General features: G+C 37.3%; 20 protein-coding genes and 1 pseudogene. 8 read left to right on the top strand and 13 right to left on the bottom strand.

The window, feature by feature from the left end; all coding sequences use genetic code 11:
• Positions 1-49: 49 nt before the first annotated feature.
• The 5 genes and pseudogenes from WAE64_RS17900 to WAE64_RS17880 form a co-directional block, all read left to right on the top strand.
• Positions 50-1,339: a TolC family protein gene (locus WAE64_RS17900; RefSeq protein ID WP_340238932.1), complete on the top strand. Its 1,290-nt coding sequence runs from the start codon at positions 50-52 to the stop codon at positions 1,337-1,339.
• Positions 1,336-2,454: an efflux RND transporter periplasmic adaptor subunit gene (locus WAE64_RS17895; protein ID WP_340238931.1), complete on the top strand. Its 1,119-nt coding sequence runs from the start codon at positions 1,336-1,338 to the stop codon at positions 2,452-2,454. The genes WAE64_RS17900 and WAE64_RS17895 overlap by 4 nt, the downstream gene beginning before the upstream one ends.
• 61 nt (positions 2,455-2,515) lie before the next feature.
• On the top strand, positions 2,516-5,620 hold the full coding sequence (locus tag WAE64_RS17890; RefSeq protein ID WP_340238930.1) for an efflux RND transporter permease subunit: 3,105 nt from the start codon (positions 2,516-2,518) through the stop codon (positions 5,618-5,620).
• Positions 5,621-5,663: 43 nt separating this feature from the next.
• Positions 5,664-6,563: a PE-PGRS family protein gene (locus WAE64_RS17885; RefSeq protein ID WP_340238928.1), complete on the top strand. Its 900-nt coding sequence runs from the start codon at positions 5,664-5,666 to the stop codon at positions 6,561-6,563.
• Between the two features lie 17 nt (positions 6,564-6,580).
• Positions 6,581-6,967: pseudogene (locus WAE64_RS17880) on the top strand (helix-turn-helix domain-containing protein); the annotation flags it as partial.
• Positions 6,968-6,998: 31 nt separating this feature from the next.
• Here WAE64_RS17880 and WAE64_RS17875 read toward each other — a convergent pair.
• The 6 genes from WAE64_RS17875 to WAE64_RS17850 all read right to left on the bottom strand — a co-directional run bounded on the left by WAE64_RS17875 (position 6,999) and on the right by WAE64_RS17850 (position 13,748).
• Positions 6,999-8,366 carry an alkaline phosphatase family protein gene (locus WAE64_RS17875; RefSeq protein WP_340238927.1) on the bottom strand — a complete coding sequence of 456 codons (1,368 nt, stop codon included), beginning with the start codon at positions 8,364-8,366 and terminating at the stop codon, positions 6,999-7,001.
• A 6-nt stretch (positions 8,367-8,372) separates the two neighbouring features.
• A complete protein-coding gene (eboE, locus tag WAE64_RS17870) occupies positions 8,373-9,569 on the bottom strand; it encodes a metabolite traffic protein EboE (RefSeq protein WP_340238926.1) in 1,197 nt (398 codons plus the stop codon).
• 2 nt (positions 9,570-9,571) lie between these two features.
• A complete protein-coding gene (locus WAE64_RS17865; RefSeq protein ID WP_340238924.1) occupies positions 9,572-10,720 on the bottom strand; it encodes a 3-dehydroquinate synthase in 1,149 nt (382 codons plus the stop codon).
• A 44-nt stretch (positions 10,721-10,764) separates the two neighbouring features.
• Entirely contained in the window at positions 10,765-11,646 is an 882-nt protein-coding gene (eboC, locus tag WAE64_RS17860; RefSeq protein WP_340238922.1) for a UbiA-like protein EboC, read from the bottom strand.
• 227 nt (positions 11,647-11,873) lie between these two features.
• Complete coding sequence (locus WAE64_RS17855) at positions 11,874-12,893, bottom strand: TatD family hydrolase (protein WP_340238920.1); 1,020 nt, start codon at positions 12,891-12,893, stop codon at positions 11,874-11,876.
• Between the two features lie 33 nt (positions 12,894-12,926).
• Positions 12,927-13,748, bottom strand: coding sequence for an EboA domain-containing protein (locus WAE64_RS17850; RefSeq protein WP_340238918.1), 822 nt, complete (start codon positions 13,746-13,748; stop codon positions 12,927-12,929).
• Between the two features lie 397 nt (positions 13,749-14,145).
• Here WAE64_RS17850 and WAE64_RS17845 point away from each other — a divergent pair, with 397 nt between their 5' ends.
• A complete protein-coding gene (locus WAE64_RS17845) occupies positions 14,146-15,735 on the top strand; it encodes an RNA-binding domain-containing protein (protein ID WP_340238916.1) in 1,590 nt (529 codons plus the stop codon).
• A 128-nt stretch (positions 15,736-15,863) separates the two neighbouring features.
• Here WAE64_RS17845 and WAE64_RS17840 read toward each other — a convergent pair whose 3' ends face one another.
• The 4 genes from WAE64_RS17840 to WAE64_RS17825 all read right to left on the bottom strand — a co-directional run bounded on the left by WAE64_RS17840 (position 15,864) and on the right by WAE64_RS17825 (position 19,084).
• Positions 15,864-16,685 carry a ParA family protein gene (locus tag WAE64_RS17840; RefSeq protein ID WP_340238913.1) on the bottom strand — a complete coding sequence of 274 codons (822 nt, stop codon included), beginning with the start codon at positions 16,683-16,685 and terminating at the stop codon, positions 15,864-15,866.
• A gap of 246 nt (positions 16,686-16,931) precedes the next feature.
• The gene (locus WAE64_RS17835) at positions 16,932-17,276 is read right to left on the bottom strand and encodes a hypothetical protein (RefSeq protein WP_340238911.1); all 345 of its coding nucleotides are present in this window, start codon (positions 17,274-17,276) and stop codon (positions 16,932-16,934) included.
• A 170-nt stretch (positions 17,277-17,446) separates the two neighbouring features.
• Complete coding sequence (gene holA, locus WAE64_RS17830; protein ID WP_340238909.1) at positions 17,447-18,454, bottom strand: DNA polymerase III subunit delta; 1,008 nt, start codon at positions 18,452-18,454, stop codon at positions 17,447-17,449.
• 3 nt (positions 18,455-18,457) lie between these two features.
• Complete coding sequence (locus tag WAE64_RS17825) at positions 18,458-19,084, bottom strand: acyl carrier protein phosphodiesterase (RefSeq protein WP_340238907.1); 627 nt, start codon at positions 19,082-19,084, stop codon at positions 18,458-18,460.
• Between the two features lie 94 nt (positions 19,085-19,178).
• Here WAE64_RS17825 and WAE64_RS17820 point away from each other — a divergent pair, with 94 nt between their 5' ends.
• Entirely contained in the window at positions 19,179-19,691 is a 513-nt protein-coding gene (locus WAE64_RS17820; protein ID WP_340238905.1) for an FKBP-type peptidyl-prolyl cis-trans isomerase, read from the top strand.
• Here WAE64_RS17820 and WAE64_RS17815 read toward each other — a convergent pair.
• Positions 19,688-20,161: a deoxycytidylate deaminase gene (locus WAE64_RS17815; RefSeq protein ID WP_340238904.1), complete on the bottom strand. Its 474-nt coding sequence runs from the start codon at positions 20,159-20,161 to the stop codon at positions 19,688-19,690. The two genes, WAE64_RS17820 and WAE64_RS17815, sit on opposite strands and share 4 nt — an antisense overlap.
• Positions 20,162-20,237: 76 nt before the next feature.
• Here WAE64_RS17815 and WAE64_RS17810 point away from each other — a divergent pair, with 76 nt between their 5' ends.
• Positions 20,238-20,822: a DUF2911 domain-containing protein gene (locus WAE64_RS17810; protein ID WP_340238902.1), complete on the top strand. Its 585-nt coding sequence runs from the start codon at positions 20,238-20,240 to the stop codon at positions 20,820-20,822.
• Here WAE64_RS17810 and WAE64_RS17805 read toward each other — a convergent pair.
• Together WAE64_RS17805 and WAE64_RS17800 are read right to left on the bottom strand one after the other, a co-directional pair.
• Complete coding sequence (locus WAE64_RS17805; protein WP_340238900.1) at positions 20,819-22,108, bottom strand: M43 family zinc metalloprotease; 1,290 nt, start codon at positions 22,106-22,108, stop codon at positions 20,819-20,821. The genes WAE64_RS17810 and WAE64_RS17805 overlap by 4 nt on opposite strands.
• Positions 22,109-22,165: 57 nt before the next feature.
• Positions 22,166-23,113, bottom strand: a complete 948-nt coding sequence (locus WAE64_RS17800) for a PhoH family protein (protein ID WP_340238898.1) — start codon at positions 23,111-23,113, stop codon at positions 22,166-22,168.
• Positions 23,114-23,195: the final 82 nt, after the last annotated feature.

Here is a 23,195-nt window from a genome sequence, read left to right as displayed (position 1 = left end):
AGATTGCAGCGATAGTTTTGTGTTCGATTAATTAATTTGCTAGCCCAAGATGATAAAATACCTTTTTTCGGTCACTATCTCCATACTTTTAATAGCTAAGGTAAGTTCAGTTTCTGGCCAGACAAAAATTGATACATTAAAGTTTTCAATTGTTGAGGCAGAAAAAATCTTTCTTCAGAGCAACCTGCCCTTGCTGGCAGAAAAACTAAACATTAATCAGGCCGATGCCAGAATTTTACAGGCAAAAGCCTGGCCTAATCCGAATTTAATAGTTGACGAGATACAGACCTATGTTAACTCTACAAGCGATGATATTCCGCCAATTTTTGGCAATTTCTGGCGAAACCGAAACTTCGCAGTGCAGGTTGAGCAATTGATTTTAACTGCAGGTAAACGTAAAAAGAACATAAATCTGGAAGTAAAAAACAAAGAGTTTGCCGAAATTATGTTTACCGATATGCTGCAAGCCCTTAAAGCTGAATTCAGACAAACGATATTCGAAATTCAATACATTCAAAGAATAGAGAATAGTTGGCAGATTCAGTTGCAAGAGATTCGCAAGTTATTAAACGCTCAGCAAACACAATTTAAAGAAGGGCATATTTCAGAGGTTGAGGTGTTCAGGCTAAAAGCTTTAGAAATTGCGCTTAAGGGTGAAATAAACGCTTTGAAAGAAGAAATGAGCTCAAAGCAAAAAGCTATTAAAAATCTGATGTTTATTGAGCCACAAACTTATGTGATAATTAACGATGAGCTCACTGCCGAAAGCCTTGCTCAGTTTAAGAACAACACACTAAACGAACTGATTGATTTATCAGAGAATAATTCGCTTCTGCGTGCGTCAAAAAGTCGAATTGATATTAGTGAAGCTACTTTGGCTATTGAGCTGGCTAATAAAACCCCGAATATTAATCTGATTTCAAATTATGACCGGAATGGTAGCACAATGCGCAATTTTGTAGGTCTTGGTATCTCAATGGAACTGCCAGTATTTAATAAAAACAAAGGAAATATTCAGGCAGCAAAATATGAAGTAGAGAAAAATATGCTGCTACAGAAAAGCGCCAAAGCGCAGGTAAACAATACAATAGTAAAGCATTGGAATGATTTAAACCAAGCCATTTCCCTCTATGAATCAATTGATAAAAACTTTGTTGGAAAACTTGACGACATGACCCGGGCAATCAGTAAGAATTTTCTGGAGCACAACATAAACCTGCTTCAATTTCTTGATTACTACGAGTCTTTCCGGCAGAGCAAAGAACAATACTATAATTCTATAAAAAATATACTCTTAAAAAAAGAAGATTTAAACTATCTAATAGGTGGCGAAATATGATGAATAAAAAAGTAACTAACCGATTTATAAAAGTAGGCAGCACATTTTTAATTATGCTTGTTGTGTTTGGCTGTGCTAATTCTACCGAGAAAGTAAAAGAAAGCAAAAAAGATGAAAAATATTGCTTAGATGGCGTATTTAAGAAAGATATAGAATTTGAAACAGTAATAAAACAGAAAATTTCGGAGGGAATACATCTCACAGGTGTTATTGAGGCTAATCCTGATAAAATTGTGACTTTCAAGAGCCTTTTCAGTGGAATTGTAACAAATACCTTTTTTTCAATTGGCGACAAAGTTCAGAAAGGCCAGATATTAGCCGAGGTTAGTAGTACTGAATATACTTCTTTAAATGCTAACCTGCAAAGTCTGGAATCTCAGATAAAAGTTGCCGAAACTAAGCTCAAATCAATACAAGGGATGTATAATGATGGCTTAGCTTCTCGCAAAGAACTCGACGAAGCAAAAAGCGAACTGGAGATACTTAATGTTGAAAAAACGAAAACCACGGCCAACAGAAGTTTGTATAGTGCAAGCAATTCAAAAAGTGTATTTCAGATAAAAGCGCCCGCAACAGGTATTATAACTGTAAAAAATATTTCAACAGGTATCCAGATAACTGCCGATAGCGACGAGCCCTTGTTTACTATAGCAAACCTGGATGATGTTTGGGTAATGGCTAATATTTATGCCTCCAATATCCAGCACATAAAAGAGGGAATGGAAGTAGAAATCAGAACAATTTCATACCCTGATCAGGTATTCAGAGGTAAAGTATCTTTTATACCCCAAATACTTGATGAGTCGGCAAAAGTTTTGAAGGCCAGAATTGTGATGTCAAACAAAGACTCAAAACTAAAACCTGGAATGCTTGCAGATATTACTGCACTGAAAAAACAGGAAATTGAAGCAGCAAGTATCCCGAGTTCAGAACTTATTTTCTCAGAAAACGAAAACTTTGTAGTTGTTTATCGAGATGATTGCGACATCGAGGTGCGCAAAGTGAAGATTCTGGCTAAAAACCAGGAGAAGGTTTATGTTGAAGGCTTGAAAGAAAATGAAAGAGTAATTTCAAAGAATCAACTGCTGATATTCAACAGGCTGAACGAGTTATAATTTAATTAAGCACAGATTAAACCCCAGAGTGTAGCTAGTACTAACCTACGCACATAATACAATGCATAAATTTGTTGAAAAGATAGTTGCTTTTTCTCTTAAGAATACAATAATAGTTTTTTTTCTGACTGCCTTACTTGCTGTTGCAGGCGTGGTGAGTTATATACATACACCCATAGAGGCTTATCCTGACGTAACTAACACAAGGGCACGTATCATTACGCAATGGCCCGGCAGAAGTGCCGAAGAGATAGAAAAGTTTGTTACGCTGCCAGTAATGAGAGAAATGAATACAATTCCGAAGAAATCGAGTGTCAGGTCTATTTCTTTGTTTGGCTTATCGGTTGTTACAGTTACTTTTGATGATGATGTAAACGATTTTTATGCCCAGCAATATGCATCAAATCGTGTTCAGAAAATAAATCTCCCAGAGGGTGCCTCTGTTGAAGTTGAGCCACCTTATGGAGCAACCGGAGAGATTTTCAGGTATGTTATCAAAAGTGAGCGTCCAATTAAAGAATTGACAGCTCTGCAAGACTGGCTGATTACGCGTGAAATGGTTTCAGTACCTGGTATTGCAGATGTTGTAACCTTTGGCGGTGAAGAGAAAATATATGAAATAAAAATTAATCCAACCGAACTGGCAAATTATGACTTATCGCCACTACAAGTATTCGAGGCAGTATCAAAGAGTAATGTTAATGTTGGTGGAGATATAATTGAAAGAGGAGACCAAGCCTATGTAGTACGTGGAGTAGGGCTTTTAGAGAGTATAGAAGACATAGAAAACATACTTATTCAGGTAAAAGATGCTGTACCTATTCTTGTAAAACATGTGGCTAATGTTGAAATAGCTGCCAAACCAAGATTGGGGCAAGTAGGTTTGCAAGATAAAGACGATTTAGTTCAGGGGATTGTGCTAATGCTAAGAGGCGAAAACCCAAGCGATGTAATTGCTCGTCTAAAAGTGAAAATTGATGACCTTAACAACAGAGTATTACCTAAAGATGTAAAAATTGAACCATTTGTTGATAGAACCGAGCTGGTTAACAATACTGTAAGCACTGTTACAAAAAACCTTGTCGAAGGTATTTTACTGGTTTCGGTTATTGTATATATTTTTCTATACAATTGGCGCTCAACACTTATTGTGGCTTCGGTTATTCCATTAGCGTTTTTGTTTGCCTTAATCATGCTCCGAATACAGGGCCTTCCGGCAAACCTGATTTCGATGGGCTCGCTAGATTTTGGACTTTTACTTGAAGGTACACTTGTAATTGTAGAGTCGGTTTTTGTGGCTATGGCGGTAAAGGCGCATGAGGTTGGTATGTCTGCCTTTAACCGAATGAGCAAGCTGGGCTTGATAAAAAAGAGTGCCAGTAGTGTGGCCACCTATATATTCTTTGCATTGTTGATATTAATTGTAGCGCTTTTGCCAATATTCAGTTTTCAGAAAGTTGAGGGAAAAATGTTTTCACCTTTAGCTTTCACTTTGGGTTATGCGCTTCTGGGTTCGCTTTTATTAAGCCTTACCTATGTTCCGGCAATGTCAAAGGTATTGTTGACAAAGAACATCGATGAAAAAGAAAACATAATTTCTAAATTCTTTCGTACGAGTCTTTTTAAACTCTACAATCTGAGTGCAAGATTCAAAAAGGCAACTATGCTGATTTTCTTCATTATAGTAGGTGTCTGTGCTACAAAGTTTGCTTTTTATGGTACTGAGTTTTTGCCGAAGCTCAATGAAGGTTCAGTTTATATAAGGGCTACGTTCCCTAATAGTGTAAATATAAACGAGACCTCAAAGCTGGCTAAAGAGGTAAGAAACAAGATTCGTGCTTTTAAAGAAGTGAAATTTGTGCTTAGCCAGGTTGGCCGCCCAAGTGACGGTACAGAGCCAACAGGTTTTTTCAATATTGAATTCCATATCCAGTTGAATCCTGAAAAGGAGTGGGAGCGAAAGATAAGCAAAGAGCAACTTGTAGGCGAAATCAGAGAGATGCTACATGTTTATCCGGGTGTTGTTTTTGGCTTTAGCCAACCTATTCAAGATAATGTTGAAGAATACGTGGCAGGGGTGAAAAGCTCTTCTGTTATTAAAATATTCGGCGATAACCTGGTTGAATTAGAAAAATATGGAGCTGAGGTAGCGAACATAATTAAAGAAGTTGACGGCATAGAAGACGTAAACGTTTTTAAAAACATGGGTTTGCCGGAGTTGAGAATAAAACTGCACGACCACAAAATGGCTATTTATGGTATTGATATAGCCGATGCACAAGCGGTAGTAGAAATGACAATTGGTGGTAGAGCAGCTACTACGTTTTATGAAAACGAAAGAATGTTTGATGTAAGACTCCGTTTTGCCAAGGAATATAGAGATAATGAGATGAAAATTGGTGAAATTCTTATTCCATCAAAAGATGATTCAAAAAAAATACCATTGAGAGAAATCGCATCTATCAATTATATAACAGGTCCTGCTTTTATTTATAGAGACGGAGGGAGCAGATACATTGCCGTAGGCTTTAGCATTGAAGGCCGAGACTTGGGGAGCACAATTGCCGATGCGCAAAAAGTTGTTGCTGAAAAACTTAAACTGCCTGCCAGCAATAGTATAGTTTGGGCAGGGGAGTTTGAAAGTAAAGAAAGAGCAACAAAGCAATTAGCCCTTATTGTTCCGGTATCATTGTTACTTATCATGTTCCTATTATACATGAATTGCAAAGGCAATTTAAAAGATATGCTTATTTCTGCTACCACTTTGCCATTTGCTTTTGTAGGAGGTTTCATCTCATTATGGGCTACCAACACAGTATTTGGTATATCGGCTGGAATTGGGTTCATTATATTATTTGGAGTTGCTACCATTGACGGAATTGTATTAATAGGTGTAATAAGAGAGAATTTGCAGAAGAGAATGCCACTCAAAGAAGCCATTGCTTCGGGTGTTCATAGCCGCATACGCCCGATTGTAATGATTGCCCTAATGGGATCACTAGGGCTACTTCCCGCAGCCTTATCAACCGGAATGGGGTCTGAAATTCAGAAGCCTCTGGCAATTATGATTGTTGGTGGTCTGATTATCTGTATGCTTCTTTCGCTGACGGTTTTGCCACAGATATTCTATCTGGCTTATCGTAAGCAGAAAAACACTAGAGCATAAATAATATAAGTCTGATTGATTTTGTAAACTAAACACGCACATCATGAGGAAAATTAGCTTTCTATGCCTCTCAGTTTTTTTTAATGCTTGCAACTGGCTCAAAACTCCGGTGAATGTGCAGGAAACTGATATAATACCAACGTATGAAACTAGTCCCGTAGTAGCTGATTTATCCTCAAAGATTCTCAGAGAGGCTTCCGGTGTATGTGATAGCAGAAGTATGCCGGGCCATGTCTGGATTCATGAAGATAGCGGAAACCCTAATCATATCTATTTATTTTCACACAACGGGCAATACAAGGGCTCAGTCGTAATGCCATTTCCGAATAGAGATTGGGAAGATATTTCGATTGGGCCTGGCCCAGTAGAAAATAAAAATTACATTTATTTAGCAGATATTGGCGATAACGCTGCTGTTTTTGATAATCTATATTATATTTATCGGTTTGAAGAACCGCAATCATTGGAGCAACCTGTGGCTGCGCATGATAGAATTAGGTTTAGGTATCCTAATGGCAGCAGAGATGCTGAATGTATCTTGGTTGACCCTTTAACAAAGGATATTTATATAGTAACTAAACGGGAGATAAACGTACATCTGTATGTTTTACCATATCCTCAGTCAGTTTCTGAAATACAAACAGCCAGATTCATCCAAACTATACCTTATCAGATTGTTACAAGTGGTGGTATATCGCCTGATGGAAAAGAAATAGCAATCAGAAATTATTTTAGAATCTTTTACTGGTATCGCCGTGAGGGAGAAACTATTCCGCAGGTGCTTGCTCGCACCAGAGATGGCTTTCTGCCAAGTAAAAATGAGTTGCAGGGTGAAGGTTTCTGTTTTGATAGAAATGGTATGGGATATTTTACTAATAGTGAGATTCCAGACGGTGAGCCATTAGAATCTTATCTGTATTATTTTCGAAAGAAAACAAAGTAAGCTAACCTATAAAATAAATGGAAAATCAAGAGAAAGATATTCAGGCCAAGTTAGAGTTGCTGAACTTGGCTGACAAGCTAGGCAATATATCAATGGCTTGTAAAATAACAGGTTTTAGCCGTGATAGCTTTTATCGTTTTAAGAATTTATACGAAACAGGTGGGAAGTCGGCACTTCAGGTAATAAGCAGAAGAAAACCAATAGAGAAAAACCGCGTGCCTACCTCAGTTGAAGCTGCGGTTGTAAAGATGGCTACCGAATTGCCTCGCTATGGTCAACAACGTGTAGCTGATGAACTTCGTAAACAAGGCATAATAGTTTCGCAAGGAGGTGTTCGCTCAATCTGGTTAAGACACAATCTGGCTACATTTAAACAGCGCTTAAATGCCATAGAACCAAAAATAGAGCGAACAACTATTAACGCATAAATTTTGCTTATTTGCCAAATAAGCTCTTCCAGATTACATCATAAACATCAGTTGCGGCAATTTCATCATTTAACTTCTGATTGCTAATCAATACGGGGTAGTATTCTTTGCCAATATCTAACGTTCCGTGTGAACCTTTGATAAGCGTAGCATCAAGTGGTATTACATCCATTCTGTATCTGAACCCAAGTAGTTTTCTGGCTAGCTTATAGGCCGCACGCAGTTTAATAAACGGATTCTTTGGGTTCATAAACATTTCTACAGGGTCGTAGCCCGGTTTGCTATGAATATCTACGCTTCGTGCAAAATCAGGTGCCACTTTATCATCAAACCAATAGTAATACGTAAACCAGCTATCAGCTCTGGCCATCAAAACCAAATCTCCGGCTCTTTTGTGGTTAATATGGTGTTCACGTTTCTCATCTTCATCCATTATCAATGCAATCCCATCAACCTTTGATAAAATTTCCTTGATTTTTGCTTTTTTGCTTTGGTCATTTATGTACACATGTGCAATCTGATGGTCGGCAGCGGCAAAAGCTTTTGAAGCGCCACAATCAAGCAATTCATGTCCACTTTCAACCCTTACTGATATTAAACCATTTTCTCTCAGAATTCGATTAATATGAATCGGATTATTTACATTATTGATGCCATATTCAGAAAGTAAAATTACGTTCGCATTTTTTTGCTCATAGTAATTTACCAATTCTTCTACCAGACTATCAATCTCTTGTAAATCCTTAGCTATTTTGCTGAAATCGACACCAAACTTCTGTAAGCAATAATCAAGGTGCGGGAGATAAATGAGTGTTAATGTTGGGTCATGATCTTTATCTACTTCTAGCGATGCGTCAGCAATCCATTTTGAGCAATCAATGCTTGTATTAGGTCCCCAGAACTTAAATAATGGGAAAGTACCGAATTTAGCTTGTAGTTTATCCCTTAAATCGGCTGGATAGGTATAGCAATCAGGCATTTTTACACCGTCGGAATGATACTGCGGGCGAGGAGTAGCCGAAAAATCAGCCGATGAATACATATTATACCACCAGAACATCTTGGAAACAGTAAAATCAGGATTTTTCCGTTTTGCCGCTTCCCATATTTTCTCAGATTGTACCAGTTTGTTCGATTGTTTCCAGAACTTCATTTCGCTAGCATCATGGTCATACCAACCATTACCAACAATTCCGTGCTCATCAGGATTTTTACCTGTTATGTAACAACTTTGTGAAGTTGTAGTAAGTGCAGGGAAAGCGGGTTTAATATGCGTGAGTTTATTCTTTGCAATAAATTTTTGCAAAAATGGGGTGTATTCTCCTATTACACTTGTACTAAGCCCAACAATATCGATAACAACTGTTTTTTGCATATTTTCTTAAAATAGAAGTCCTTTTACCCAATTAAGTTCTCTACTAATCGACTCATTGAGTGGAGCCTGAAATTCTTTTGGTAATACGCCCCAAGTATAAGTTTCTACTTCAAGGTGTTGCGTAAAAGGCTTTTGCGTATGAATCCCAAGTGTATCAACAATGTCTGACTGTGTAGAACCTAACAAACTATATTGCTCTAAAAATAGCGGCACATGAAAATGCACACGCCACGATTCTACATCGTTACTGAATCCTGCAATTGCTTCGCTCAAGTCAGGATATTTAACAAAGCTGCCATCATGTTTTTTCGCAACAACCTGATGCAGATAGATTGGTTCGTTATACTGTGCAATTGTATCTAATTTCTCCTGTGCTTGTGTTGAAAAATCAACCTTCAAAGCCGAACTGATTTGTATTTTCCCTACTTTTATTTGCTCCGCTTCAAGTCTATTAACAATCTCAGTCGGATTCTCATAACCAACTGCCATGTGACAAACATCATAGCATAACTGAAGGTGCGTTCTGATTGCTTGCTCCGCTTGCTCTGCTGTTAGTCCTTTTGTCGCTAGTTGTTCAATACCTTGTGGTAATAAGTAATTGTTATACCAGTCAATAAACTCACCAGAGTTTTCCAGAATCCCATCTGGCTCAGGTTCAACGTCAAGGTGTAGCGTTTTTCCGGTACTTGCTTTTAAGTCAATGAGTGTCTCTACCACAGTAATCATATTTTTTGTGGCTTTTACTGTTGCCTCTTTTAATACTTCAGTATTTGGCCACCAGAAACGATATGATAGGGGAGACGTTGAGATTCCTCCCTCGTTTAAATGCTCCGGCAGAAGTTTAGCCAGAAGCTTAAATAATCTTATTGTATAATCGAGCCTTTCTTGGGTCGTCCAATCTGGTGCGTGTACTTTATCTTTTACAATTGTGGTATGGAAATTCCCGAATGGAAAGCCATTCATTGTAAAAACATAGCAATCGTTTGCTGAAAGCCAGTTTTGAAAAGCCTCAAAGTTGTGTTCGATTGATAAATCTATACTTGCCTGATTTGCCAATCGAAGACCAATACCCATTGATGCGGATGGGCTAACAGATGCTTTAATTTCAGGAATGCTCGCCTGTAAAATATTAAAATGCTCTTTCCAGTCTTCACCTTGATGAATATTACTGCAATAACTTAAATGTCCGAAAGGTGTATTCATTTTTAATCGAGGGTTAGTTTCAAGCGGTCAACGGCTAGTTTCATCAAATCAAAATCTACTTCGTGAACCTCTTTGCCTTTTCCTAGTTTTTCTAAAATTGTGATGGTAAGTCTTCCGCCTAAATGTTCTCTAAATTCATTCAGGCCCTCCCAAAGATTGAGTTTATCATTTTCAGCAAGCGACTCATGATAAAGCACAAATCCAAGGGTTTTCAGCAATTTTATTATTCTGGCAGAATCTTCTGCCGAAATTAATCCCAACAACTCGGAGTAGATCGAATCAAGGGCAATACCTATGGCAACTGCCTCTCCGTGTCTAATCTCAAAATTACTTAAGTACTCTAATTTATGAGCTGCCCAGTGTCCAAAATCCAGTGGTCTGGCTGAACCCATCTCGAAAGGGTCGCCACTCGAAATATGATTTGTATGCAAAGCCGCTGACCTAAAAATCTGTTCGTTCATTACCGGCATTTCACGGTTTGCCATTGCCTCTGCATTAGTTTCTAGCCATTCAAAAAAAGGCAAATCCTTTATCAAAGCTACCTTTACCGCTTCTGAGATACCGGAGCGCCAATCCCTGTCAGACAATGATATAAGAAAAAACGAGTCGTTAAATACAGCCACTGGTGGTGAAAAAGTACCTAGAAAATTCTTTTTACCTAGAAAATTGACCCCATTTTTTACGCCAACACCCGAATCGTTCTGAGAGAGAACCGTAGTCGGAATTCTAATATGTTTTACACCTCTATGCGCAATACACGATGCATAACCAACCATGTCAAGAAATGCTCCGCCACCAATTGCCACTACAAAAGAATGGCGGTCGATACCATATTTATTAATAGCCAGTAACGCTTGGTCAAGATATTGGCTATCGTTTTTGACTAATTCTCCTCCCGGCATAATCAGAATTTCTTCGGCAAGTAAAATCTGATTTTGGCCTTGGAAATACGTTCTGATTGCCTCTGGCAAATACTCGTGCTTTTCTGCAACACCTGCGTCAATCAAAAACAAAATTTTTTTCTGAAAACTTGTATCACCGAAGCCAGACAAGAAATTGATAAACTCTCTGTTATCAGTCGAAAAAAGATTTTCTGTAAAAATAATATTGAAAGAATAAGGTACCTGAAAAGCCTGTTTTATTACACTCATTGATAGCTAAAAATAAAATAATCAAAAAAACATACATACACACATTAGGTTACGGCAAAAATCTTTGCCAAACCCATCGAAATCGGTAACAAACATAGCACCGCCAATGCAAAAACAATATTGCCCGAAACACTCACCCATGCGGCATTCATCACAATTAAAGATAATACCCCTGCTTTTACTGCTTTACCAATATTTGGCCCAATTGGGTTGGCTATAGCTTTAAGTAAAGGCCTGAAAATCAGGAATATATGTAGCGCCACAAATGCGGCAGCAAACAAGATGTTGTCTAAGGTATAAGAGATATACAACTGTGCCGAGCTTACTAAAATATAAAGAAATGCTGCAAAATAGAGTGTGTTCTTATTGCCACCATGTACTTCGCCTCGGCTAATCATGGTTATAGCGGCAATATAGCAAACAGGTAAAATACCAATTAACCACCATTGCTCAATAGCACCTTGAATGATGCTCATACCTAAAATCAGATTCCCACCACGGCAAAGCCCCATGTTAATAGGGCCAAGAAAATTATGGTGTTTGCCAAACTTATCATATACCAAAGCACAAACAGCTACTAATGCCGCAATAACAGCACTTGTTGGGCTATTAAACCAAGCTGCCACAACACCCATAATCAACAGAAGAACTCCAAAAATAATTGCACCTTTCAGGCTAACTTTTCCGCTTGGAATTGCTCTTTCAGGCCGTTCCATGCGGTCGAGTTCCAAATCAAAAATATCATTAAAAACTATCCCACCGCCATACAGACCAATTGTTGAAATACAAAGAAAAACTGCTTTCCAGATATCGATACCTAAAAGTGAAAACGAAAATCCGGCTATGGCAATGCCCGCCAGAATATCTGAAACTGCAGTAATAATATTGGCGGGCCTGGTAAGTTGTAAATAGGGTTTTATATTCAATGCCTTAATGTTTTATCGGGTAGAAGTGTAAGCGTATGCCTAAAAATTATGATTTTTACCTACAAGATAGTGGTTTGATTCATCTTGCTTTGAGGGTTTTCGTCGTAGTTCCTGCCTGCGTCTGCGTAAGACTCGTGAACGGAGACAAAAACTTATAGATGCTGGCCAAAAAACAAAATTTAAGCTTACTCTTAGATTTGTAACACCCCTGTAAAATTTAGCTAACCTTAGCTTATAATGATAGAATCTTTGTCTACCCTCGGTATTTGGCCGCCACGTAACACAGTATTGCCATTGTATTTCAGGCTTTGGTCAATTTCCATTGGTGTTTCAAAATCAGCAATATTTATTTGGCCGCTTTGCGCAAATGCGTCAATTGCGTTCTGGTAGGTAACTTTTCTTATATCTTCGTCCGAAATTCCCTTAATCTTCATCAAAGCTGCAGTTTTTGGTACAGCAAGCGGGTCACTGATACCCCAATCGGCGGCTGAATTAACCATAATGCGCTCGGAACCATATTTTTTTACAATCTCAACCATACGCTCATTACCCATTTTTGTAAATGGATAAATAGTGAATGCTGCCCAGAATCCTTGGTCTAACACACTTTCTACGGTTTCTTCATTATTATGGTCAATAATAACCATACCAGGGTCAATGCCATGCTCCAAGGCAATAGCCATGCTCAACTCTGTGCCCTTTTTCTTGTCACGGTGTGGCGTATGAACCTGAACTGGTAAATTTGCCTCTTTAGCCAGCTCTAATTGTAATCTATAGTACTTTTCTTCGGCGGCTGTTTGGTCATCAAAACCAATCTCTCCAACACCGACAACTCCTTCTTTATAAAGAAATATGGGTAAAATCTCCATTACTTCAGCTGCTAAAGCCTCATTATTTGCTTCACGGGAATTAAGCCCAATGGTACAATAATGCTTTATGCCAAATTGAGAAGAGCGGAATCTTTCCCAACCCACAAGACTACTGAAATAATCTTTAAACGATGCTAAGCCTGTACGTGGCTGACCCAGCCAGAAAGCAGGTTCAATAATAGCTACTACCCCTGCATCAATCAAGGCAGTATAATCGTCGGTAGTACGAGAGGTCATGTGGATATGAGGGTCAAAAAACTTCATATCCTTTATATAGTCTGTGTAATTGGCCTGAACAGTAGTGGCAGTTTTTAGTTCTTCGGCACTTCCCTCAAAATGTGATGGATTTTGAGATATTTCTGTATGTTTCTGACACATATTCTTAAATGGTAATTTATTGGTACTCCTGTGTTAGTTTTCTAACGTTTGCCAGGTTATTGCTTTGCTTTTAACTTCTTGGTTTAAATCTCTGTATTTTTCTAATTCATCTTTAGCCAAGGCAAAATCAGTTTCGTTACAAACTAAAACTGCGGCTATTTTGTCAGATTCATTTTCAGACAAAAACAAATGCTGAATATCGGCAAATATTACCTCATTCATAAACCTGCTTACCAAACGCCATGCCTGAGCCGGAATGGTACGTCCTGCTGCCCAGCGTTCATGTGCAAGATAAGAAATTGAGTTTGCCAACTCCTGATTTGCACGCTCGTTTAAGCCTGTAATATTATGGATAGCCTTATCATTAAAAATGCATTTTAGCACTAATTGATTCCATGCAAGCTCAGAAAAATGATTTAAAGGGAAAGAATTCTGAAAAGCTATGGCATCAAAAACAGGACCTATATTTGACCGTACGGCATTAGTCGCTCGTAACTGCCAATAATCAGGGAATTCAAGAAACGAAAGTGCTGAAATTAAAGCTACTGCTTCATTATTTTCGGCAGTATCAAAAAGGGTATCAATTGCTTTAGTGTAAGCGCTCTTATCTGAACTATCAAATTGAGTAAGTAAATAAACTCTTACTAATCTATCGAGTGTCCAGTTATCAAAAGAAACCCCATTTATTTTATCGAGAGATTGAACCGGATTTTTACTAATAAACCTTGGTGTGGCTACAAAGGCTGTCTGTAATGATTGTAAACTTCCAGTATTTATTTTTGAAGTAATCCAGTTTATTTCTTTAGTTGATGCCTGACTTTTTATTTTTTCAAGCAACAAAGCAGAATCATTCATTGTGGTTAGGCTCTTTGTGTTAATTTTTGAGCAAATCTAAACAAGAATTCTGAGCTTCTTGTAGTATTTCTACAAAAAATCAGATTAAAAAGCGTTTTTAAGTTAAATTTTTACTAAACTAAATTATGTCAGAGTTTAACCTGTCATAGTGCCGTAAAATAGGTTTATTGAAAAAAAAACCTGATTTTGAGAAATATTTAATAAAAAGACAATATCTTCATTCTGTAATTATTAGAGTGAATTACTATTTTTGCTACTACTCGCCAAACTACCGTACCCTATAATCTAACCAGAACAAACGCTTAGTTTTTTACTGCTAAAAGTGAGATTATTCTGAAAAGAGTAATTTCAAGACTCCTTATGCCTTTACTTATCGATATATATATAACGAATTCACATGTTTTCAAGCGATTACATTAACTATTTAATTGAAAGAGGTAATGATGAACAAACACATTTATTGAGCACTATACGGAAACTGCCTATTGATTTTTTTGAAACCCTATGTGCATTTTTAAACACAAACGGAGGTGAGATTCTTGTCGCTTATTCGTTTGAGAATAAACTTATAGGGTTGACAGAAAACGAATTTAATATTCTTGAAAAGAGTATTATAAACGGAATAAATGATGCCAATAAAATTCATCCCAAACCCAGAGTCGTGATAAAAACTGTTTTTTATCATCAGGAAAGAATCCTTTACTTAAAAATCCCTAACAGCCAGGCTGTTCATACCACAAACAATGGCTTTAATATCTATGAAAGACGGGATACTACTAACATTTTGGTCGATAATATATCGGACCAGCTACGCATTCAGGAGAAAAAAAGATTCTATTATCCTGATAATAAAGTAATCCGTTATATTGAAGTTGAGCATTTTAATACGGAGGTATACAACAAGGCAATGAAGCTCATTTTACAGACGCGCCCCTCGCACCCGTGGCTCAATATGGATTTTGAAGAGGTGATGAGAAGCTCTGGTTTATGGCGTATTGACCTCGAAACCAAAGAGAGCGGATACACAGTAGCTGCTGTACTACTGTTTGGCAAAGACGAGGTAATACGAGCTATTTTTCCGAGTTTCAGAATAGATGCTTTGCGAGAGAAAGATGGTTTTGATGGTTACTATGACCGTGAAACTTTTACGACGAATCTGATAGATACGTATTATTGCCTTATGGATTTTGTGCATAAACACTTGCCTGACTTCTTTGTTATCAACAACACAACAAGGGTAGGTATCCGTGATTTGATGTATCGTGAGGTATTTATTAATTTTTTAACCCATCAGGATTATAGCTCAGGGTTGCCTGCTAAGTTTGCGATTACACACACTGACGGCACATTTACGGTGAACAGCAATCGGGCCGGCCTGAATAAAAACATAGATCCAAGCAATTACCAGCCAATACCCAAAAACCCTATTATTGGGCGGTTCTTACGGGAATTAGGCTTGGCGGAAGAGCTTGGCTTTGGTTTAAAGAAAATAGCGGCATTTGTAAACTATTTTTCTGACGAAAAACCGCAATTCCATGATGGGCCTACGTTTCTGACTTCTATTCCACCAATCTCAAAAAAAATTATACTTGAAGAAGAAGTAAAGAGGAAAGAAGAATTAAACATTGAAAAACCAAAAAGTGTATATCAGCAAGATTTAACATCTTTCAGACAGTTCCCGATAATCAGCAATCATTTAATAAAAGAAACGCAAGTAGATAATTCGACTGATATTTTCGAAAACCTGAGTGAGCAGAAAAAAGAGCGTCTGACCAGCATAATATTGTTTCTTGGTAAGGCAAAGTATAGTACTACAAACGTCTTAATCAAGGAATTAGGTGTTTCTAGAGAAACCATAGCCCGAGAGATTAAGATACTGAAAGAGCACCGCCTGATTGAGTTCAGAGGTGCTCTAAAGAATGGGTATTATTACTTGACTGATAAGGGAGTAGAATTCGCTAAGATACTGATAGCAAATACCGATTAGGTTGGATGCCTAAAGAAGTTAATTAGAGCTTACCTTAATGAATAGAAATGTCATGTACTCTTAAAAAACTGGGAAAGTCTTCAGATTATTTCAAAGCCAGCTAAACGCTTGGTTTTCGATATGTCTAGTTATTCTTTCAGAATTTTTTTATCGTTGCGTAATAAAAACTCTTTAGCCAGATTGAGGTAAGCAATTGCCCCTGCATTTTCAAATATTAAGTCGCTGTTACCATTCCCACCATATTTTCGGTCAACAAAGAAAACAGGCATACCAAAACTTGGTGCATCTGCCAAGCGGATATTACGCGGAATAATAGTTGTATATGCCAGTTGATCAAATGCTGTTTTTAATTCTTTTACAACTTCTTGCGACAAATTCGTACGGCCATCATACATTACAGGCACAATTCCTTCTATTTGCAAGGCCGGATTTACTTTTTTCTGAACAAGTTTTATTGTATCTACCAGTTTTGCCAAACCTTCAAGTGCAAAATACTCACATTGTACCGGAACAAGCGCCGAATCGCTGGCTACTAAGGCATTTATTACCAACAAACCAAGCGACGGTGAGCAATCCATAAAAATGAAATCATATTTATCGGCCAATCCTGCAATTTGCTCTTTCATAATGGCCTCGCGGCTCATTTCGTTAATAATTTCAATCTCAAACCCGGCCAAATCAATATGCGAAGGAATGATTTGAAGGTTCGGAATATTTGTTTGTTGTATCGATTCTTCAAACGTTGACTCGCCTACTAATAATGAGTACAGGTTGTTTTTTTCAAATTCTTTAGGATTTAACCCAAACCCAGACGTTGCATTTGCCTGTGGGTCGCAGTCAATTACTAAAATATTATAGTCTAAAAGTGCTAAAGCCGTAGAAAGATTAATAGCGGTTGTTGTTTTACCTACACCACCTTTTTGATTGACAATCGAAATTATTTTTCCCATTTATAAGTGTTTATTTAAAATTTAAACCAACAGGTTTTTTAAATTGATTGGCAAATTTAGACCTTTCTCTTATTCTGTTAAAACTTAAACTGTGTTTTGTGGAAAATTATCTTCTCGGTTTATGCATTGATAATGTTATTTTAACAATTGTGAGGTTTTTTCAAACAATCTGAGTTGGTAGCCAATAATAGAATTGTAGTCAGAATTTTAAATAATGGTTGATTGCTATAATATAACTTTGGGAGATTATACAACAAGATACTTTCTAATAAGCATCAGCATGTGTAGATGGGTACTGTCTTCTTCGTATTGTTTTTCGTCAGAATAATCAATTTCTTTTAGGCGGTCCTTATCTTTTCTTTGTAGCCACCAGTTGCGCAGTTCTATAATATATTGCCGTACGGTACGGTATTCGTCGTTGCATTCCCAGTTTATAACTTCGAGCACCCTGTCTTTTTCGAGGGCATCCATAAAAATCTGAAAGGCAATATGAAGCAATAGCGTATCTCTCTCTATCCAACTATATTTAGGTAGTGAATTAATGTGAACAGGATTATTCGAAAAGGTCAGATTTCTTTTCTTAGTTTCCACCGGCAATCAGATTAATACATGAAATTGGCAAAGGCTTCACTGAAAGCTTCCGAATTATACTAAATAAAAACAAAATATTTTTAATATTTTACAATTTATTAATTTTGAAATTAAAAAAATAATAAAAAATGTGCCAAAAAAATCAGAAAATATTGTGTTTGAGGTATGTTTCAATGTAAGATTTCGAAAATCAGTTTCTGAAGAATATCTCCCTCTGTTTCTTCGCCAGTATCAACTCCTTTTGATTTCAAGTCAGCTATTTTAATTGAATGAATAACTGTGGTCAGTTTATGGAGCGAGTAATTGCGCGCTGCATTGAGGTAGTCTTTGGCAAAAAAACTGTTGACTTTTAGTAACGATGCGATTGCACTATCTGATTTATCGCTGGATGCGTGAACCAGTAGAACTTTACTGAAAAAATTATAAAGAATAATAAGAATTGGCTGTATAGGGTTATCTTTGGGGTTACTGCCAAAAAATATCACAATCTGATTGGCCTTAACCACATCTCGTTGTATTAGTGCTTTCTGAAGCTCAAATACGTTGTATTCTTTGCTTATACCAACAAATTTCTGAATCGTATCTGCATCGATTCCATCACCCAGTTTAACATTCAACACAACTTTATCAACCTCACTTGTGAGTCTTTTTAAATCATTGCCAATATGTTCTATCAACAACTGAATGGCTTTCATACTTATTTTTACTCCCTTGGCATGGCAATAGTCTGCCAGAAACTCCGGTAGTTGATTGTCATAAAACTTTTTAGAATTATGCAGCACACCGTTTTTACCAAAAGCCTTAATCCAGGCTTTCCGTTCATCTTGTGCATTACTGAAAGTCAGTACCAAGATCGTTGATGACAATGGTTGAAGTGCATAGTCTTCAATTAGTTTTTGATTATCTTTCTGGTCAATACCTTGAATCTGCTGCGAGTCTTTCACTATAATCAATTGCTTTTCAGCCATCATCGGAAACCTACGTGCATAATTTAACAATGCACCCACATTTAAATCTTTTCCGAATAGCACAAACTCATTAAAGCCTTTCTCTTGCGCCGGAATAGCCAAGCGCTGAATTTTATCAACAATCTGTTCAATATGAAAAGGCTCTTCTCCATGAAGAAAATACAGCGGCTTAATACTGTCTTTTTTTATAGATTTAAGTATCTCTGACATCTTCTATCTGACAATTATAAAGTTATGTGTGTAATCTTTTTCGTTTAAGAAATGTGTACATTCCTTGATTATCTGCGGAAAAAATAACCTGAAGTTTTCATCAAAAAAATCATAATGCTCTTTTAGATCATCTACCGCTTTTTCCATATTAGACTTATATGCTGTTCGCTGAGCAACACCGGTCAAAGCTCTTTCTATGCCCCAAAACTCGCTATAATTTTTTAGCCAATCATATTTTATCATTGAGTCTACCATCGGCTTCATTTTATCGGGCAGAATCCCCCAATAGTTCAGAAGTGACTGATGAGCTCGTTTCCTGAAATCTTCAAAAGGCTCTGTCGAGTAAGAATACCAGTGCTTGGCAAGGTAATGGTCAAAATAAATATCTATTACCACCGAAGCATATTTATGATAATGCTTATATAGTACCGTTTTGCAAGTACTAACGGCTGTGTGGGTATCAGTGAAAGTATCTATTATGCGGTGAAGCAAAATACCATTTTTAATATTTGACGAAAAATGCTGGTTGCGTGGATGTTCAATTCTACCGACCACGTAATCTTCTAGCAGATTTCCGACTAAAATTTCTTCACTATCGCCCGAAAGAAATAAATGTGCTAAAAAATTCATTTATAAGGGTAGAATTTGTACGTTTGTGGCAAAGTTAAAAAATATTTACTTTGGTTATACTTATTTCCTTGGCGACAAACAAAATTTACTAAATATGAAAGTTGAAGAAAAAAAAGTAGTGACAGCTATTTATGAGTTATATGTTGGCGAGGGTGAGGATAGAGAAATTATTGAGGTTTCGGATGAGTCTGATCCGATTGTGTTTATTCATGGCATGAGTGGGCTGCCTGAGGCTTTCGAAAGAAATTTGATAGGTTTAGGTGTAAATGACACTTTTGAGTTTTCGGTTAGCCCAGAAGAAGGTTACGGTGAAGTGGATACAGAAGCATTGATTGATTTTCCGATAGAAAATTTTAAAATTGAAGATGGAGAAGTCCCGGAAGGAATGCTTGAAATAGGAAACTTTATTCCTTTCTCAAACGAAGAAGGACATCGCATGAATGGTAGGGTAGTAGAGGTGCACCCTGATTTGGTGATGCTAGACTTTAATCATCCATTAGCAGGTGAAACATTACATTTCAAAGGGAAAATAATCGCAATCAGAAATGCGAATCCTGACGAAATAGCACATGGGCACGTGCATGGTCATGGGGGTGTAATTCACTAATTACACCCAAATTCTATCACTTCAACTCCAAATTTTCTTAGGAAATCCACACCTTCATCGCTAGGTATTCCCTTATATTTGGCATAAGATTCCAGAAAAAATACTTTTTTAATCTTCATCGAAAAAATAACCCTTGCGCAAGCAATACAAGGCGATAGGGTAACATAAAGCGTACTTCCTTCAAGATTCGCTCCATTTTTTGATGCATAGAGTATAGCGTTCTGCTCGGCATGAAGTGCCAGTGAGCAGCTACCTTTCGAATCTCTCGGGCAACCTTCTGCCGGAAAGTCTTCATCACAATTATGCGTACCAGATGGTGGCCCATTATACCCGATAGAAATAATTCTTGTATCTTTTGTTAAAACAGCACCAACCTGAGCCTTAACACAATGCGAGCGTTGAGCAAGGTTTTTAGCTAAGTCCATAAAAATCTCATCAAAATCTGGCCTGTCTTTTATCAATTTCTCCATTTTAGGCGTTTAGTAGTTGTATTTGTATCGTAGGTTTTACCAAATAAAAAAAGGTGAGCAAAGCTAATTCTAAATTATGAGAACGTATTTATTAATTGTTGTTTTTTTGTTTTTCTCCAAATCAGTATTGGCCGTTAATGACAGTATCGTTAAACCACAGGTGCGCAACAGCCCAATCTTAATCGCCAATTTGTTGATGGCCAACAATAACTATGTTAAATGTACCTATGGGCAACCTTTAAAAAAAGGCAGAGAGGTTTTTGGTTCATTAGTACCTTTTGGCAAATTGTGGCGAACCGGCGCAAATGAAGCTACAGAAATTACTTTTACAAACGATATTGTTATAGGAGGCACATCATTAGAAGCCGGAACATATACTTTGTTTACGATACCAAACCAAGATAGCTGGACAATTATAATAAACAGTGTACTTGGCCAATGGGGCGATTTTACTTATGATGCCTCTAAAAACATTGTGGTTTTTCAAGTACCTGTTTTGAAGAATCATGAAATATATGAGGGTTTTACGATACAGTTTGATGAAAAAACAGCCGGATTTGACATGAATCTTTTATGGGATTCAACTAAAATACAAATACCTGTGCAATTTGCTGATAAAAAGCCTACCTCAACCAAAAAGAAGAAAAAGAGGAAATCTTAATAAACAGCTAGTTTCTTGGTGGCTTTTTCTTGTTTTGAGACCACGTTTACTATATAAACGCCTGCTGCTATATCATAGGTTTTAAGGGTTACAACTGTACTTGGATAATCTTTGAACGACTCAGTGTAGATTTCCCGACCTTTCATGTCAACCATAGAAATAGTAAAGTCTTGAAAATCGGGTAGTGAAACCTGTATGGTTATGTTGTCTTTAGTAGTTGGATTTGGCAATAGCACTACATCAAGCGCACTTGAAGGTGGAAGCTGAAATTTTGAATAATTGATAACTCTTTTACGTCGTTGGCTTAGTTCCAAAGCGGCTCTCATTCTTAGTTTCTGACCTTGTGTGAAAATATTCATACAAGAGTCAGGAGAGTAGTCCATATAGTTTTCAATGAGATTTCTGGTAAGCGTACCGTTGCATCTCGAAAAACCATCGGCACAAAACGAACTGTTATTGGCTGTAGCCGTTGGTGGTGTATCATCTACAAAATCGGTTCCGCAATACTCATCACCCCAGGTATGTATCAGCCCAAGCCAATGCCCTATTTCATGCGTTGTAGTACGCCCAAAGCTGTAAAGACCTTTGGTATTAGTTCCCGATTTTTTTCCAAAAACTCTATAATCAATAAAAGCACCATCAAGTTTTTCGGGTACTTCTTCATTCAGTCCATCCACTGTCTCAGCATACGGAAACTCAGCAAAACCAATATAAGGCTCACGAAAAGTAGTTACCCAAAGATTTAGATATTTATTACTATCCCAATAGGCCAAGTCTGATAACCTACTACGGTCGTTGTCGTTTAATAAGTTATAGTCTGCTGTTGAGCTATAATGTCGAGTGATTCCACTTGTTGGATTACCGTCAGGGTCTTTTGTAGCCAGAAAAAATTCAATTTGCGTATCGGCACCGACAGAGCTATTGTTGTAGCCCATTGTTCCTTCTTTGCGGCGGTAATCTTCGTTTAAAACTTTTATCTGCGAAAAAATCTGTTCGTCCGGTATATTCGTGCCAGCTATTTCTCCGTTTTGCTGATTATGGATAATATGTACCACTATCGGAATCCTGATAACCTCATCTTCTGCACTTATTCGGCTTTGCGAATTATCAACACGTTGGTAATTCTTAATCGCCTGCTCAAATCGAAGTTTTTTTATGGCCCTTGAAGGGTCTTTTAATAACCGAAGCGAATCACTGATTGCATTGGCACAAAAATGTGTTTTTTGTGCCAATGTCTGTAAACAGAACAGGAAAAATACCGAAACAAGATATAAAGCTTTTTTCATGCTATAATGACGTGATACCAGTAGCCTATGGTTGCAATGCACCCGAATTTGTGAATATTATTTACTTTCGGCCTTTTCATAGGCATTCAAAATATCTCTCACTAATCTGTGGCGTACCACATCTCTTCCATCAAGCTCAACAAAACCAATACCGCTCACATTCTTAAGAATTTCTAAAGCATCAACTAAGCCCGAACGCTGATTTTTAGGTAAATCAACCTGCGTTCTGTCGCCGGTTATAATTGTCTTAGATAGAGGCCCCATACGAGTTAAAAACATTTTTATCTGCATAGGGGTTGTATTTTGAGCTTCATCAAGAAGGATAAAAGCGTTATTTAACGTTCTACCTCTCATATAGGCCAATGGCGCAATCTCAATAGTACGATTTTCAAGATAAAACTTTAGTTTTTCTCCTTGAATCATATCATCAAGTGCATCATAAATTGGTCTTAGATAAGGGTCAATTTTTTCTTTCAGGTCGCCGGGTAAGAACCCAAGGTTTTCACCGGCTTCAACTGCGGGTCTGGTTATAATAATTTTCTTAACCTCTTTTTCTTTCAACGCTTTTACTGCCAGGGCTACAGCGGTATAAGTTTTTCCGGTTCCTGCAGGTCCTGTTGCAAATACAATATCATGTTTTTGAGCTGCCTCAATCAACTTCTTCTGATTTGCAGTTTTGGCTCTAATTACAATTCCTTTGGTTCCATATAAAATTACATCGTCGTCAACAGCTTCATGATTGGCCGATTCAATATCTTCTTTTATATAGTTCTTTACTTGTTCGTTACTTAATTTGCCGTATTTCTGATAATGCTCTAGCAATGACTCTAATATATCAGATATTTTGTTGATTTCAGTGTTATTTCCCTTAATTAAGATTTGATTCCCCCTTGAAATAATTTTGCTTTCCGGAAACGCCGCCGCTACTACTTTGATATTACTATTTTCTACTCCGAGAAAATCTATCAATGACACTTCGTCTAATGTGAATACTTTTTCTGTCAAAATCCTGATAAGTTTGGTTACTGGTTAATGAATTGGTCGTAATAATAATAACACTCGACCCTAAAATTTAGTTTTTAAGTAT

This window comes from Emticicia soli (assembly GCF_037860775.1).
Taxonomy (GTDB): domain Bacteria; phylum Bacteroidota; class Bacteroidia; order Cytophagales; family Spirosomataceae; genus Emticicia; species Emticicia soli.
The sequence above is the reverse complement of the archived record's forward strand: the minus strand, read 5'-3'. Positions and strand labels throughout refer to the sequence as shown.

Bases quoted from the DNA above. Each gene is read 5' to 3' on its own strand.
- WAE64_RS17900 (WP_340238932.1), top strand. From the start codon at position 50: ATGATAAAATACCTTTTTTCGGTCACTATCTCCATACTTTTAATAGCT.
- WAE64_RS17895 (WP_340238931.1), top strand. From the start codon at position 1,336: ATGATGAATAAAAAAGTAACTAACCGATTTATAAAAGTAGGCAGCACA.
- WAE64_RS17890 (WP_340238930.1), top strand. From the start codon at position 2,516: ATGCATAAATTTGTTGAAAAGATAGTTGCTTTTTCTCTTAAGAATACA.
- WAE64_RS17885 (WP_340238928.1), top strand. From the start codon at position 5,664: ATGAGGAAAATTAGCTTTCTATGCCTCTCAGTTTTTTTTAATGCTTGC.
- WAE64_RS17875 (WP_340238927.1), bottom strand. From the start codon at position 8,366: ATGCAAAAAACAGTTGTTATCGATATTGTTGGGCTTAGTACAAGTGTA.
- eboE (WP_340238926.1), bottom strand. From the start codon at position 9,569: ATGAATACACCTTTCGGACATTTAAGTTATTGCAGTAATATTCATCAA.
- WAE64_RS17865 (WP_340238924.1), bottom strand. From the start codon at position 10,720: ATGAGTGTAATAAAACAGGCTTTTCAGGTACCTTATTCTTTCAATATT.
- WAE64_RS17855 (WP_340238920.1), bottom strand. From the start codon at position 12,893: ATGTGTCAGAAACATACAGAAATATCTCAAAATCCATCACATTTTGAG.
- WAE64_RS17850 (WP_340238918.1), bottom strand. From the start codon at position 13,748: ATGAATGATTCTGCTTTGTTGCTTGAAAAAATAAAAAGTCAGGCATCA.
- WAE64_RS17845 (WP_340238916.1), top strand. From the start codon at position 14,146: ATGTTTTCAAGCGATTACATTAACTATTTAATTGAAAGAGGTAATGAT.
- WAE64_RS17840 (WP_340238913.1), bottom strand. From the start codon at position 16,685: ATGGGAAAAATAATTTCGATTGTCAATCAAAAAGGTGGTGTAGGTAAA.
- holA (WP_340238909.1), bottom strand. From the start codon at position 18,454: ATGTCAGAGATACTTAAATCTATAAAAAAAGACAGTATTAAGCCGCTG.
- WAE64_RS17825 (WP_340238907.1), bottom strand. From the start codon at position 19,084: ATGAATTTTTTAGCACATTTATTTCTTTCGGGCGATAGTGAAGAAATT.
- WAE64_RS17820 (WP_340238905.1), top strand. From the start codon at position 19,179: ATGAAAGTTGAAGAAAAAAAAGTAGTGACAGCTATTTATGAGTTATAT.
- WAE64_RS17815 (WP_340238904.1), bottom strand. From the start codon at position 20,161: ATGGAGAAATTGATAAAAGACAGGCCAGATTTTGATGAGATTTTTATG.
- WAE64_RS17810 (WP_340238902.1), top strand. From the start codon at position 20,238: ATGAGAACGTATTTATTAATTGTTGTTTTTTTGTTTTTCTCCAAATCA.
- WAE64_RS17805 (WP_340238900.1), bottom strand. From the start codon at position 22,108: ATGAAAAAAGCTTTATATCTTGTTTCGGTATTTTTCCTGTTCTGTTTA.